Origin of the sequence: Staphylococcus schleiferi, assembly GCF_025558325.1 — a bacterium.
Taxonomy (GTDB): domain Bacteria; phylum Bacillota; class Bacilli; order Staphylococcales; family Staphylococcaceae; genus Staphylococcus; species Staphylococcus schleiferi.
In genome coordinates, this window is sequence record NZ_CP094712.1 from 2248249 (window position 1) to 2263569 (window position 15321).

The 15321-nt window shown below is 36.4% G+C and carries 15 protein-coding genes; 6 read left to right on the forward strand and 9 right to left on the reverse strand.

Annotated features, from left to right (window positions below; all coding sequences use genetic code 11):
* Window positions 1-197 precede the first annotated feature (197 nt).
* Together MUA40_RS10655 and pta are read right to left on the reverse strand one after the other, a co-directional pair.
* Entirely contained in the window at window positions 198-1034 is an 837-nt protein-coding gene (locus tag MUA40_RS10655) for a lipoate--protein ligase family protein (protein ID WP_262569556.1), read from the reverse strand.
* Window positions 1034-2023, reverse strand: coding sequence for a phosphate acetyltransferase (gene pta / locus MUA40_RS10660; protein WP_016424350.1), 990 nt, complete (start codon window positions 2021-2023; stop codon window positions 1034-1036). The genes MUA40_RS10655 and pta overlap by 1 nt, the downstream gene beginning before the upstream one ends.
* A 314-nt stretch (window positions 2024-2337) precedes the next feature.
* Here pta and hemQ point away from each other — a divergent pair, with 314 nt between their 5' ends.
* From hemQ to MUA40_RS10680, 4 genes are all read left to right on the forward strand, one after another.
* A complete protein-coding gene (gene hemQ / locus MUA40_RS10665) occupies window positions 2338-3090 on the forward strand; it encodes a hydrogen peroxide-dependent heme synthase (protein WP_016424349.1) in 753 nt (250 codons plus the stop codon).
* A 416-nt stretch (window positions 3091-3506) separates the two neighbouring features.
* The gene (locus MUA40_RS10670; protein WP_155976594.1) at window positions 3507-4262 is read left to right on the forward strand and encodes a threonine/serine exporter family protein; all 756 of its coding nucleotides are present in this window, start codon (window positions 3507-3509) and stop codon (window positions 4260-4262) included.
* A gap of 12 nt (window positions 4263-4274) precedes the next feature.
* The gene (locus MUA40_RS10675) at window positions 4275-4733 is read left to right on the forward strand and encodes a threonine/serine exporter family protein (RefSeq protein WP_016424347.1); all 459 of its coding nucleotides are present in this window, start codon (window positions 4275-4277) and stop codon (window positions 4731-4733) included.
* Window positions 4734-5034: 301 nt separating this feature from the next.
* Window positions 5035-6576 (forward strand): SLC13 family permease, encoded by a 1542-nt coding sequence (locus MUA40_RS10680; protein WP_016424346.1) that lies wholly within the window; start codon window positions 5035-5037, stop codon window positions 6574-6576.
* A gap of 195 nt (window positions 6577-6771) precedes the next feature.
* On the opposite strand, the gene MUA40_RS10685 is transcribed toward MUA40_RS10680, so the two are convergent.
* Window positions 6772-8538 (reverse strand): DHA2 family efflux MFS transporter permease subunit, encoded by a 1767-nt coding sequence (locus MUA40_RS10685; protein WP_016424345.1) that lies wholly within the window; start codon window positions 8536-8538, stop codon window positions 6772-6774.
* A 14-nt stretch (window positions 8539-8552) separates the two neighbouring features.
* Window positions 8553-9200 (reverse strand): HlyD family secretion protein, encoded by a 648-nt coding sequence (locus tag MUA40_RS10690; protein ID WP_060830342.1) that lies wholly within the window; start codon window positions 9198-9200, stop codon window positions 8553-8555.
* A gap of 127 nt (window positions 9201-9327) precedes the next feature.
* Between MUA40_RS10690 and MUA40_RS10695 the strand changes: the two genes are divergently transcribed.
* Window positions 9328-9891, forward strand: coding sequence for a TetR/AcrR family transcriptional regulator (locus tag MUA40_RS10695; RefSeq protein ID WP_016424343.1), 564 nt, complete (start codon window positions 9328-9330; stop codon window positions 9889-9891).
* Window positions 9892-10311: 420 nt separating this feature from the next.
* On the opposite strand, the gene MUA40_RS10700 is transcribed toward MUA40_RS10695, so the two are convergent.
* From MUA40_RS10700 to MUA40_RS10720, 5 genes are all read right to left on the reverse strand, one after another.
* Complete coding sequence (locus MUA40_RS10700; protein WP_016424342.1) at window positions 10312-10860, reverse strand: GNAT family N-acetyltransferase; 549 nt, start codon at window positions 10858-10860, stop codon at window positions 10312-10314.
* Window positions 10861-11003: 143 nt separating this feature from the next.
* Entirely contained in the window at window positions 11004-12455 is a 1452-nt protein-coding gene (locus tag MUA40_RS10705) for an APC family permease (protein ID WP_016424341.1), read from the reverse strand.
* Window positions 12456-12847: 392 nt separating this feature from the next.
* Window positions 12848-13210, reverse strand: a complete 363-nt coding sequence (locus MUA40_RS10710; protein WP_016424340.1) for a DUF423 domain-containing protein — start codon at window positions 13208-13210, stop codon at window positions 12848-12850.
* 15 nt (window positions 13211-13225) lie between these two features.
* Entirely contained in the window at window positions 13226-13552 is a 327-nt protein-coding gene (locus tag MUA40_RS10715) for a DUF5327 family protein (protein ID WP_016424339.1), read from the reverse strand.
* On the reverse strand, window positions 13545-14222 hold the full coding sequence (locus MUA40_RS10720; RefSeq protein WP_306669211.1) for a uracil-DNA glycosylase: 678 nt from the start codon (window positions 14220-14222) through the stop codon (window positions 13545-13547). The genes MUA40_RS10715 and MUA40_RS10720 overlap by 8 nt, the downstream gene beginning before the upstream one ends.
* A 186-nt stretch (window positions 14223-14408) precedes the next feature.
* On the opposite strand from MUA40_RS10720, the gene thiD reads away from it, so the two are divergent.
* Entirely contained in the window at window positions 14409-15239 is an 831-nt protein-coding gene (gene thiD / locus MUA40_RS10725; protein ID WP_016424337.1) for a bifunctional hydroxymethylpyrimidine kinase/phosphomethylpyrimidine kinase, read from the forward strand.
* The last annotated feature ends 82 nt before the right edge of the window (window positions 15240-15321 follow it).

The window sequence follows — 15321 nt, forward strand, 5'->3', positions numbered from 1 at the left end:
ATAAAAAAGGAGTGGAACAGAAATCGGTTTAATTTCGTTGTTCCACTCCAGCAAAAATGACTAGAATTGAGTAAAGCCTGCTTTAAGCATATGTGCAATCCAGTCAGTTACTGCTTTTATTTTATTTAAAACTTTTCGGAGATCGAACTCTCACTATGTCTCATTAATATCGATCATTTGAATCAATACAGCACTATTTATTCCATTTTTGCATTCATTTTCGCGTTACGCGCTAACATTCGTTCATAATACCCTTCATAGCGCTCCCATTCAAATGAAGTAATCGGATCCATATTCAGTGTACCGCCCAAATCTTTAATCGCATAAAGCAATTTAAACATGACCTCTAGTACAGTTAAAGAATGACCTAAAAGTTCTTCCAAAGATGCCATACAATCTGGCTCAATGCTTGGATACGTAAACTTTGTCTTCTCACCTTGAAGCGCATGTTCGTAAAATGCACGCATTAATTCAGCACGTTCACTGCCTGAGCCTTCAACACAAAGATAAATTTGCACAGCTATTCCACCCCGTACACGCCGTTGTGAGATGCCAGCAAACTTTTTATTATTGATACTCAAATCAAACTTACCTGGGCAATAAGAATGTTGAATTTCGTGTGTATCTATGTCTACATTTTCGTCTTCAAACATTTTGCTAATTAATAAGTACATCACTGTAAAAGCTTCATCGATAGAGGTTTCCGTTTTACCTTTAAACATCAGTGAAATATTTAATACACCCTGATCTAAAACAACACCTAAACCACCTGAATTACGGACAATCGCATTATAACCGCGTGTATCTGTCAAATAACGAATACCGTCTTGCAAATGAGGGAGTCGCGAATCGTGAATACCTAAAATCACTGTATGTTGATGAACCCATGTTCTTACTACATTCGGAGATAAATCTTTGCCCACACTTTCCGAAAACGTATCATCAAAAGCAAATGATTGCATAGGCGCTAAACCAGAAGAATGGTCAACATAGCGCCATGTGTGGTCATTAAAATACTTTGATGTTAAGTCCATTATTGTAAACTTTGTGCAGCAGTAATAATAGATAAATTATAAACGTCTTCAGTTGAACAGCCGCGTGATAAATCGTTTACTGGTGAATTAAGTCCTTGAAGTACAGGTCCTACTGCATCGTAGCCACCTAAACGTTGAGCAATTTTATAACCAATATTACCTGCTTCTAAGCTTGGGAATAAGAATACATTTGCATCACCTTGAATTTGTGCACCTGGTGCTTTTTTCTTCGCAACTTCTGGTACGATTGCAGCATCGAATTGGAATTCGCCATCAATAACAACGTTAGAAAGTCCTTCAGAAGCTATTTTTTCTTGAGCAAGTTGAACAGCTTCTACAACTTTTTCTGTATCATCTGATTTTGCTGAACCTTTTGTTGAAAAACTTAACATAGCTACGCGAGGATCCATACCAAAGCTTTGTGCTGTTTTGGCACTTTCAACCGCGATTTCTGCTAAATCTGATGCGCCTAATTCTGGATTGATGGCACAATCACCAAAAATAAATTGTTGATCTTCTTTAATCATAAAGAACACACCAGAAGTTTTAGATACACCTGGTTTTGTTTTAATGATTTGAAGTGCAGGGCGTACTGTATCTGCAGTCGAATGTGCTGCACCGCTCACTAATCCATCTGCATAACCTGCGTAAACAAGCATTGTACCGAAGTAGTTCACATCGTTTAAGAACGATTGCGCTTGTTCTTCAGTTGCTTTACCTTTACGTCTTTCCACAAATTTCTCAACTAATTCAGCTTTTAAGTCACTGTTTTCAGGGTGAATAACTTTTAAGCCTTCAATATTTAAAGATTTGTCAGCTGCTAATGCATTAATTTTGTCTACATCCCCTAAAACGATTGGTGTGACATAATCAGAACCTTGCAATTCTACAGCTGCTGTTAATACACGCTCATCTTCACCTTCTGGTAATACGATACGCACATTTTTACCAGAAAGTTTGTCTTTTAAAACATCTAATAAACTAGACATCGTTGTCCTCCTCTGCTTTCCTTCTCAATAATTTCCACCTATTATTATACGTTATTTAAACGTAGATTTCCATGCCACTCGCTTGTAAATCTAGGGATGAGGCGACCTAGTCAAATCTATTTCTGTCCTGCATGTTTATTTTTTCATAAACTCTAGTGAGCGCAGTAGATGGCTCGATTGCGCCTTCGCTTTATCAAGCTTTGCGCAACCCTAGTCATCTTTGCCGGGGCAGGACGACGAAATCAAATAGATTTCTGTCCTGCTCCCTTTATGATAAAATTTAATTATAATTCTATTTCTAAGGAGTGTTCTGAATGAGTCATGCAGCAGAGACTTTAGATGGTTGGTACAGTTTGCATTTATTTTATGCGATAGATTGGGCTTCTTGGCGTTTGGTTCCGGAGGCGGATCGTGAAGAAATGGTTACTGCTTTCCATCAATTACTCGATCGTTTTGATCAAGCGAAGTCAGATCATAGTGGCGATCAAGTGATTTACAATGTAACAGGACAAAAGGCTGATTTATTATTATGGTTTTTACGTCCAGAAATGAAGGATTTAACTGAAATTGAAAACGAGATTAATAAGTTAGCCATCGCTGACCATTTTATTCCTACATATTCATATGTTTCAGTGGTAGAGTTGAGTAATTATTTAGGTGGTGATTCAGAGGAGGATCCTTATGAAAATCCACATGTTAAAGCGCGATTATATCCAGAATTACCGCATAAACAATATATTTGTTTCTACCCTATGAACAAACGTCGTAACGAAACATATAACTGGTATATGTTATCTATGGAAGAGCGTAAAAAGTTAATGTACAATCATGGTTTAATTGGTCGCAAATATGCCGGTAAAATCAAGCAATTTATTACGGGTTCTGTTGGATTCGATGATTTCGAATGGGGCGTAACGTTATTTTCTGATGATGTACTACAATTCAAAAAAATTGTTTATGAAATGCGTTTTGATGAAACAACAGCACGCTATGGTGAATTTGGTAGTTTCTTTGTCGGCCACCATTTAGATAAAGAAGGCATTAATACTTTAATGGCGATTCAATAATATAAGCTTAATAATAACGAGATGAATGTGGCACGGATACGCCTTGTATCCCATCATCGTTCACCTTTCATTTCGTGTACTTTTTAAAGCTGAGACGTTGTCACGTCTCAGCTTTTTTATGACAGTCAAATGCACGACTCCCTGTATCTTTAAAATTTGTTTTCTCTATTTTTAATGGCCGCTTCATTCTTTAACAAACTCGATATTTATTTCAACTTCTCTTGTGCTATAATCGGTCTATATCAAAAGGATGCTTTCCAATCAGCCTCAGCTCAATTAAACACTTTGCTGTCGCTGACTTTTATTTTCACAATATTAAGAGATTAACACCATTTAGACTTTTGCAGATCGTTAAATCATTACTTTGACCTAGGATAGGAGTTAACTTATGACAGATAAAAAAGCAGGTGACATGGATGACCCAAATTACACCTTCTGATCGAGAAGTCACAAACTTAGTCATTTTAGCAGGACGTATTCTGCTTGAATGTGGTGCGGAAGCCACACGTGTAGAAGATACAATGAATCGCATTGCACAAAGCTATGGCTATGATGAGGCCCAAGGTTATGCACTCAATATTTTTATTAATTTTTCTTTGTCACCTGATCATGATACACGCATGGTTAAAATTAAGAAAAATGATACTAACTTAAGAAACGTTTATTTAGTCAATCATATTTCGAGACAAATCGCACAGCACGCGATTGACTTTGATCGTGCATATAACATATTAAAAGAAATCGAACAAAAACAACCACGTTACGCTTTAGGACATAAAATGCTATTTGCTGGCATGATTTCGCTAGGCTTTTCATATTTACAAGGTGCTTTTTGGATTGATGTTTTTCCAGCTGTTTTAGCAGGTGCATTAGGTTATTTTGTGACAGAATGGATGAAAAGTAAGCAACTGACACTCTTCATTCCTGACTTTTTAGGCGCCATCACCATTGGACTTATCGCCATTCCGCTCAATCATTGGTTAGGCAGTCCAAATATTGGAGCCACCATCACCGCTGCAGTCATGCCTATCGTCCCCGGTGTTCTAATCACCACCGCAATTCAAGACTTATTTGGTCGCCACATGCTCATGTTTACAGCAAAATTTTTAGAAGCAATCGTTACATCTTTCGCAATTGGTGCAGGTGTAACAACCGCGTTTTTACTATTATAGGAGGTGCGCACATTGACAATTGTCTTTATCTTTATATGTAGTTTTTTAACTTCATTTTGTTTTGCTTTTGTATACGATGCACCTACTCGATTATTTTTACCCGCTGGATTATGTGGTGGCTTCGGTTATTTAACTTTCTTTGTCGCAAATGATGTTTTTACGATGGACAGTATCTATGCGAGCCTCTATGGCAGCTTTATTTTAGGGATTATTTCTCACATTATGGCACGTACCTATAAATCTCCCGTGATTATCTTTATGGTTCCGGGGATTATTCCTTTAGTGCCCGGGAGTATCTTTTTTAAAGCCACTCAACAATTGCTCACATTAAATTTTAATGAAGCTAGCGACATCTTTGTTCGTGCAACATTAATCGCCGGTGCGATTGCAGTAGGCCTTCTTATATCTGATCAAGTGGCCAAATCTTTTATTCGCAAACCTATTCAAATCTTAAAATCACCTCAAAAATAAACCACGATTTTACATAGCCCTGCAATGAATTGAATGCTATTCGTTTACAGGGCTTTTCCAAGCGCTAATATCTTTTTATGCTCTCTCACCTTGTTATACGCTATCTGCTTCTATATACTTCCACTTCTAAAATTTTTTTGATTCATACACACTCAAAATATAAAGCGTTTTCATTTTTCGGTTTAACTTCGCTGTTTATTGCTGAAACCCTCTAGATACGCCATTAATGAATGTGCTATACTATTTTCAAATATGATACTACTTATGGGATGGTGTATTAAAAACAAAGGGGGGCAACATCATGAATAACTCTAATGAGTCACGATTGTTGACGTTTTTTACAGAGAAAAAGAAGGATCCTTCTTATACGCTTGCACAGTTAATCGGGCTAGTATTAGGACCCCTTCTTTTTGCGTTAATTTTACTATTTGTTAGACCTGACGACTTATCTTTTAAAGGCATCTATGTACTCGCTATTACAGCTTGGATTGCCATTTGGTGGATTACTGAAGCAATTCCTATTCCTGCGACAAGTTTGTTACCTTTAGTTTTATTACCTTTAGGTCATGTCATGGATAGTGCCACGGTTTCTGCTCAATATGGGAATGATATTATTTATCTCTTTTTAGGTGGCTTTATTCTCGCTATCGCAATGGAACGTTGGGATTTACATACACGGATTGCCTTAACAATTATTAATAGCATTGGGACAAGTACAGGGCGTATTTTACTTGGTTTTATGTTAGCAACTGGCGGATTATCGATGTTTGTGTCGAATACAGCTGCCGTGATGATTATGATTCCTATCGGTTTAGCGATTATCAATGAAGCACATGCTTTAAAAACTGAAAATGATAATGAAGAAAGTATTTTAAAATTTGAGCGTGCACTCGTTTTAGGTATCGGCTATGCGGGAACGATTGGTGGACTCGGAACGCTTATCGGAACTCCACCTCTTATTATTTTAAAAGGCCAATATGCCTCACATTTTGGACAAGAATTAAGTTTTGGGAAATGGATGATTATTGGAATTCCAACTGTCATCTTGCTATTATTTCTTGCTTGGCTCTATTTTAAATTCATCGCCTTTCGTCATGATATGAAATCATTGCCAGGAGGCCAAAAGGTAATTAAAGATAAACTTGCTGAATTAGGCAAAATTAAATATGAAGAAAAAGTTGTATTTATTGTTTTCTTAATTGCGAGCTTCTTGTGGATTTCACGTGAATTTTTACTTTCAAAATGGGGACCAACTCAACTGGTAGCAGATGGTACGATTGCGATGTTTGTGTCAATTTTACTCTTCTTAATTCCTGCAAAACATAAGCATAAACGTATTTTAGATTGGTCTATCGCAAAAGAATTACCATGGGGCGTGCTCATTCTATTTGGCGGGGGCCTCGCACTCGCAAAAGGAATACAAGCAAGTGGACTTGCAAAATGGCTAGGAGAACAAATGACCTTATTGAAAGATGTAAGTCCTATCGTTATTGTTATCGTCATTACAGTGTTCATCTTATTTTTGACAGAGATTACATCGAATACGGCAACTGCGACGATGATCTTACCGATTCTCGCTACGTTATCTGTTGCGATTGATGTACATCCATTATTATTAATGGTACCTGCTGCAATGGCTGCGAACTGTGCCTATATGTTACCAGTAGGCACACCACCAAATGCCATTGTTTTTGGTACCGGCAAAATAGAAATTAAAGAAATGGCCGTCAAAGGCTTTATCATGAACTTAATCAGCATTGTTGTAATTATTGTCGTTGTCTATTTCTTATTACCTATTGTACTAGGTATAGATATTACACAAAGTTTGCCTATTAAAAAATAAGACGACTGTTTAATAACTCATATCACTTATATTAAAATTAAAAATGCCCTACAAAGTGTGCACTATATCTGTGCGACTTTGTAGGGCAATATCATAAATTTTATGAGGACTGTGATTCACAAAATTAATTAAGTAAAGCACATCTCATTGATACACAACCTATCAAATTTTATAAGATAGTCGTTGTGATTATTTTTATTCGTGTGAAATATAATGTGATTTCCCTTTTAGGAAAAAGCTTAAAAATAGTGCTAAACCACTTAATGCAGTCGCGATCCAAAACGCACTATTCACACCATCAACAGATGCTAATTGATTCATAAATCGAATAATCGCAGCCATTGCATGGTCTTGGCCACCCATTTGTTGTGCCATTTCTTGCAATTCGTCTTTGATTGCTGGGTTCGTACGGTCTAGGTCTTGTTGGAAAGTTGCAAGATGTTGGTCAGTTTGTTGCGTCATCACTGTAACCAAAATCGCAGTACCAATTGAACCTGCAAGTTGTCTCATTGTATTAACAAGTGCATTACCATGAGAAACGAGACGAGATGGCAGTGAGTTAATACCCGCAGTCATGATTGGCATCATTACAAAACTCATACCAAATGAACGAATGATGTAAATCATTAAAATACTGCGATAAGGTGTATCCATTGTCAGCTGGGTAAGCTCCCAAGTTCCATAGGTCGTAATTGCCAAACCAAGAATGGCAATAGGTTTAACCCCTATCGTATCTAATAACTTACCAGCGATTGGTCCCATAACCCCCATGATTAGCGCACCTGGTAATAAAAGTAATCCAGAATCTAGTGGTGAAAAACCACGTAAACTTTGGAGGTAAAGTGGTAATAAAATCATACCGCCAAATAGACTCATTGTAAGTATCATATTGATAATTGCTGTTAATGTGAAGCCAGAATATTTAAGGACTTCAAAACTTAGCATTGGTACTTTCATTGTCATCTCACGAACGACAAAGGCAATTGTAAACACTGTACCGATAATGAACATAATCACAATTTTAGGTGATGTCCAACCATCGTTACCCGCTTCACTAAAGCCATATAATAGCGCACCAAAACCGATTGTACTAAATATGATACCTGGAATATCTGCTCTTGGGTTTGTCGTTCTTTGATAAATACCGAACCAAAGAAAACCAACTAAAAGCGAAATAATACCAATCACAAACATACCTATAAACATAGAGTGCCAATCATAGTTTTCAACAACATAACCTGATAATGTAGGTCCAATTGCTGGTGCTAAGATCATTGCAATCCCTAATGTTCCCATAGCCATACCACGTTTTTCAGGTGGGAAGATGGTCATAAATACATTTGTACCAAGTGGCATTAAGACACCTGCACCCATCGCTTGAAGCACACGTCCAACCATCATAATTGGGAAGCCCCATGCAATACCACAGACGAATGAACCAATTGTAAATAAAAGCATCGCAATTAAGAATAATCGTCGATAAGAATATTTATTGAATAAAAAGGCACTGATCGGAATTAAAATCCCGTTCACCAACATAAAACCGGTCATTAACCATTGTCCTGTTGAAGCGGAAATATTAAAGTCCGTATTAAGTTGTGGCAATGCTGTATTCAATAATGTTTGGTTTAAAATCGCTATAAACATACCAAATATCATTGCGACTAATACTTTGCTACGAGTGGTACCTTTTTTGAACACAAAGTCTTGCGTTGCATCTGCAACTTTTTCATTCACAGGTTGACGTGGAACATGCGTCTCATGAGAAGCTTGCGCATTTGAATGATCATCGTCTAATGTGAAAGTATGCTGACTTTGATGGGGTTCATTTGATGTTGTCATCGACTGTGTTGACGATTTGCGATGTTGTTTTTGTGGTTTACGCTTTTTACCACGGACTAAAATCCAGTTAAGTATAATAGTCACAATAAGGGCAAGAATTGTATAAATCATCACAAACATTTGATGACCCCCTTTTAATTTTTGTGAATACTTACTTCAGCGTTCATACCTGGAACAACACCACTTGATGGTTGATTGTCTAATTTGATTTTAACTGGAACAACTTGCGTTACTTTTGTGTAATTACCGTCACTATTTGATGAAGGCATTAATGAAAAGCTTGATGCAGTTGCATGACCAATTCGGTCAACTTTACCTTTAATTTTAGAGTGTTCGCCATCGATAGAAACATCTACATCTCGACCTTCTTCTACATCTTTAATGTCTGTTTCATCAACATTTGCAGTGATGTATAAGTCGTCCATGTCATATGCATAAGCAATAGGTTGTCCTGCTTGAGCAATACCTTCGTTTTGCCCATCAAGTTTAGCGATTGTTGCAGTTTGTGGCATTTTAATTGATACAGATTGTGGAGATCCATTTTCTCCTTTTCCTTGTACTTTAGCCACTGTGTCGCCTTTATCTAGTTTTTGACCTTCGTGCACGTCCAAGCCATCGATTTTACCTGATACTGGACTTGCGATTTTAATTTGATCGCCATCGACTTTTGCATTATCTGTTTTGATATAACTTACAGATTGGTTGTAAAAATAAAAGCCGACAACACCAATAATAATTAAAAGAACGATTGTTACAATGTTAATCGTTATTATTTTCTTCATTGTCTTTACTCCCTTTCTCCAATAAAGTAACTCTTGTATTATAAAATGATTTTTTCATAAAAAATAGAGACAATCTTTTTAAATGTGTCGGATTTGAAAATATATTATAATAACAATTGGTGATACTATGACTAAATCAAAATCAAAAGCAAGGCGTCAAATTATTAAAGCGATGATCCGCTTATTGAAGACTGAACCCCTTGAATCTATTACAATTAAACAAATTTGTGCAGAGAGCGATGTCCATCGTTCTACTTTTTATGCGCAGTTCGAAGATAAATATCAATTATTTGAGAAACTCACGACTTATCATATGACAAAATACGAGCGCCTAATTAATTACGCTGTAGAAGTTGTTGAGAATCATTCACTTCTTGAAGTTAAAACGACTATTTTAAAAATATTCAGATTGGTATTCCGCTATTTAAAGCGTCATCGTACTTTTTTTACCGCCATTATTGTCACACAACCGCAGCCCGTATTGATACGTAGCTACATCCAGTACACCTTTGGCGCGTATGATAAAATGTTGAAACATCTGCCCGAATTACAGCAGACACAATACTTCATCAATTATACGCTTGGCGGACAAATGGCGATTGTTTACAGTTGGCTCTCTAAAGGGTGTCAAGAATCTCCTGATACAATGGCAGATATCTTGTATTCAAATGTAATTAAAATGAATAGATAATTTAATGGATTGATTGAGAGGAAATTGGAGAAGACACAATCATGTGTCTTTCACAAGGCTAAGCCATATAGCTTTCGTCTAAACAAAGGTTTTAACTTATTAATAGTAGAAACCTGTTTCTCATGATATGTTTATGACAAAGCCATAACAGTTAATGTCTGTTTAAATCGCAGTCAAATAGGCCTGTCTCATCACTAACAGTCGCTACGCTATTAATGTGAGCCAGGCCCTTTATTGGAGAACTTTTTGAAAATGAAAAACACAAAATGATATGTTTATACTGTTCATATATTTTGCTTAACACTAATGTAACATGTTTTTAAACTTTTTGGGATAGAAATATTGAAATTTCATTAATTTTTTATGAATTTTTTCAACTTTTTATTTATGTTGTGTGTTGGAAAGGTCGCGAATCGTTTTTCATGCATAATAATCAGATTTTAAAAGTTCATAGTAATTCATATCTCTATATTGATGATCGATATACTCGTCGTCGCGTTTTACCCCTACCCAACGGAAACCCACTTTCTCCGCTATGCGATTGCTTCCTTTATTTTCAACATTTGCACGTAATTCCAATTTGTTTAGCGCCAAATCTTCAAATGCAATGTCACACAATTTTTTTACAACACGGGTTACAATTCCACGCTTTGTTTTGGCTTCTGCAAGCCAATAGCCTACCTCTGCATTTCTTTTTTCTTTATCAAATGCATGTAAATCTACCATCCCGATGAATTGATTCTCATCAAAAATCAAATAAAGCAGGGCTTCACCTTTTGCAACTTGTGTTAACATCACTTCTAAAAATTTTCTTTCAACTTCCACTGTTGTTACTTCGTCCACCCATTTTAAATAGCGTCTTAAATGCCCGCGATTTTGTTGTATAACTTCCAATATTTCTTCTGCATATGCGATATGAGGATAAACGAGCGCGATATTCCCCTCGATAGGTAATCTAAAATGATGCATCAACGCACCTCTTATTTTTCTGAAAATTATAACATTAACCAAAAATCTTTACAATCTCTTTTAATATATAGTCATAAATAAATAGAGCAATGCAAACTTCTAAATCAATTTTTAAAAGTTAAACATTGCTCTACTATTAATATTTATTCATTTAACATTTTATCAACATCACGTTTTTTTGTATCTAAAATTAATTGTGTTAACTCATCTTTATCCATACGTTTTAATTTTGGTAAACGAATTAAGAAGAAAATCAGTCCAAGTATTGTCCATCCACCAAGCGCAATATGAGATGGTAAAGACAACGAAGCCGGTGATATAGGAAGTAACAATAACATTAAGAAAATAAACGCAATCACCGAACCGACAATAGCAAATATTTTATAAACCGGACCGTAAGTTCGACTGTTTTTATCAAAACTAAACAATTTAGCAGCGGATAGACAAGTAACAAAATAAGCGATAGAAACACCAGTAGATGACATATCTACAATCCAAGTTAACGCTGTACGCCCTAACCAAGGTGCAATTAATGTAATCGCCACTAAGAAAATAATCGCCACATAAGGTGTTTTGTATCGATGATGTAATTTACTAAATACTGAAGGCATAATGCCTGAACGTCCCATTGAGAAGAGCAAGCGACTCGCACTCAATAAGAAACCATTCAATCCAGTAAAAATCCCCATAACAATAGCGATTGTCAATACACCTAAGCCAATCGTACCGAAAGCTTCACGCGTTACAGATCCTGTTAACCAAAGGTCACTGCTTCCCCCTGCTAACCAACCTGTATATAATATCATCATAATGTAAGTCACACTTGCAGCAAGTAAGCTATAAACAATCAATTTGAATGTTTTATTTGGAGAAAAATTAAATTCCTCTGCGGTTTGTGGAATATTATCAAAACCAACAAATGCCCACGGTGCAACTGCTACAATCATAATAATCGCTTTAAACCATCCATATTCAGGTCCATTATATGGTTTTAAATTATCAAAAGAAAAATTAGAACCGAAGAAAGAACCTACGAATAATAATGCCACGACAATAACCATTGCGACACAAAAGTAGTATTGAAGTGATCCTGAGACACTCGTCCCTTTAATCGCAATCAACATAAAAATAATCAATAATAACGAAGCAATGATTATTTCAGTAATATAGACGTCCCATCCTGCGATGGTATATAATTTTCCAAATTCAATAACATCTGGCAATAAAAACTTAATTAATAAACTAAATGCCGTCGCATTCAATGCAACTACACATATGTAACCGAATGTTAAAAACCATGCTGAGAAAAAGCTCACATAGCGTCCAAATCCTAAAAAGCTGAACGCAAAGCCACCACCTGATACTGGGAATCGTTCTACTAATGCACCGTAACTGACCGCAATAATAATCATTAATAACGCACCGATAAAGATACCGATAGATGCTGCAATCGGTCCTGAAGATTTAATCCAATCCCCTGGAAGAATAAATGAGCCCCATCCTATACACGACCCATAAGCAATCGCCCACACAAACTTTTCAGATAAGTTTTGTTGGAGGTCTCCACGATCAGGTTTTCCGTTCTTTGTATTCATTATCATTTCACCCCTGAGTGTTATTATACCCCTGTTATAAATTTTTATAACAATTATTTTTGGCATATTAAAAATAAATCATACCTTAAAATTTAAAAAAGTGCGATAAAAAAAGGCGCTCTATTTATTGTCAAACTTTTACAAAAATATGCATTATTTTTCGAATCATGGCGCATTTCCTTTTGTGACAATTAGATTTAATATCCATCTTTACATCTAGCAATAAAAAAACGTTACCTTAAATGTATAATAATTACACTCTAGGTAACGCTTTTATAAAATTGATTAAGCTATTCTTTTAATAAATATTAAAATGACTAAATAGCTCTGTACGTAAATATACATTGCCATCAAATGAATTTCTCTACTTGATACTTTTAAACAATATCATCTTACAGTTTAAAAGCGGCAATGGCTAACATCAGCCAACTTATTACAAAGAGAACGCCACCGATTGGAGTAATCGCGCCGAGAATACTCACTTGCGTTAAGGATAAAATATAAAGAGAGCCGCTGAAGCAAACGATACCGATGAACATTAACCAGCCGGCCCAGCCAACATTAAGATGTAAAGCGCCACCAATAATGCCTATCAATATTAAACCTAAACCATGATACATTTGATACATCGTTGCTTTTTCCCATACTGACATGTAGTGCTCTGATAACTTGCCATCCAATGCGTGTGCACCAAATGCACCTGTACCTACTGCTATTAAGGCGTTCAATGCGCCTAATATGATAAATACTTTCATTTTATTTCCTCCTCACTAAAAATCAAATATAGATGCGCCGTTCCCCACTTCATCATCTGTTACCATGCGTTGATTTGAATCTAATTGTTGTGGAGACGAGGACACCTTACCGCCCATCATTTTGATTTCTTCGTCAGTCACCTCAGATGAACGTGACGTATGACGATTTTTGTTTGTTTCTGATAAATTATGCTTTGAAAACTTTGGTGTTTCCTCATCAACATATAAAGATGTCAATGTGTGTATCGCATAAATGTGTTTATGAAATGCTTCATCTGTTGTTGCTGCATCCGCTTGCACTAATTCCTGTTCCAACAATTGAATCAGTTTTTCTTTATTCATCGAATTTCTCCTTACCTTCACACCAATGGATTGGCTTTAATCCTTGTGATTCTAAATATTGATTTGCTCTTGAATAAGGTTTTGAACCAAAGAAGCCTCGATGTGCAGACAATGGACTTGGATGGGGCGACTTGATGACATGATGTTTTGTAGTATCGATTAAACGCTCTTTTTGTTGCGCCGGTTTACCCCAAAGGATAAAAACAACGCCTTCTTTACCTTCAGATACTGCTTTAATAATTTCATCTGTAAAGACTTCCCAACCAATATCACGATGTGAGTGTGCCTGTCCTTGTCGAACCGTTAAGACTGTGTTCAATAAGAGAACGCCTTCCCTTGCCCAATCTTGTAAATGAGGGGAAGTTCGTTGACATCCGATATCATCTGCAAGCTCTTGATACATATTACGCAATGATGGTGGAAACTTTGCGTTAGGCTGTACAGAAAAAGCTAACCCATGGGCTTGATTCGGACCATGATAAGGATCTTGACCTAATATCACAACTTTAACATTTTCAAAAGGCGTTAAATCAAATGCCTGATAAATATTTTTTCTGTCTGGATATACAATTTGCGTAGAATATTCTTTCTCTAAAAAATCGTGCATAGCCTGAAAGTCATGTTTTGTTGTAATTTCATGAAATATTGTTGACCAATCCATCTTTTTCACCTCGTTGACATTTTACCATAATTCGTCATGAATCGTGTTCTTTCATTTTAGATCCAAACATTCCATATGCATAGGATAGGCGACCATGATAAGATAGTATGTAACTAAATAACTATGGAGACGTATTGATATGCGAATTTTGTCGGTCCAATATCAATAAGTTAGATTTAAAGGAGTGCGTATATTATGGCTTTAAAAAAAGTATTAACAATTGCAGGTTCAGATACAAGTGCTGGTGCAGGCATGCAAGCAGATTTAAAAACTTTCCAAGAACTAGACACATACGGCATGGTCGCATTAGCTGCAATCGTAACAATGGATAAAGAAACATGGTCTCATGATGTCACACCGATTCCATTTGACGTTTTTAATAAACAACTAGAAACTGTGATTTGTATCGGACCTGACGCAGTCAAAACAGGTATGCTCGGCACAGAAGAAATTATTCAGCGCGCAGGCGAAGCCTTTACTGAATCAGGTGCCAAATATTTTGTCGTCGACCCTGTGATGGTATGTAAAGGGGAAAATGAGGTCCTTAACCCGGGAAATACTGAAGCAATGATTCAATATTTATTACCTAAAGCAACAGTAACAACACCTAACCTTTTTGAAGCGGGTCAATTGTCAGGTTTAGGCACATTGAAATCGATTGAAGATATGAAAAAAGCAGCACAAATCATTTACGAGCAAGGTGCGCAACATGTCGTAATCAAAGGCGGTAAAGCATTAGATCAAGATAAATCTTATGACCTTTACTATGATGGTCAAACTTTTTATCAATTAACAACGGATATGTTCCAACAAAGTTATAACCATGGTGCAGGCTGTACTTTTGCAGCGGCGACAACTGCAAACTTAGCGAACGGTCAAACACCAAAAGAAGCAGTCGTTAATGCAAAAGCATTCGTCGCTTCTGCGATTAAAAACGGTTGGAAAATGAATGAATTTGTTGGCCCAGTCGATCACGGTGCAGCCAATCGTATCGAACAAATTGAAGTTGAAGTAACAGAAGTATAATCATTGGGCTATCAATATATTTAAGAAACAGAACGGCTAGGGGTGTACGAACTTGAAAGCAACATACACCCCTAGTCTTTTT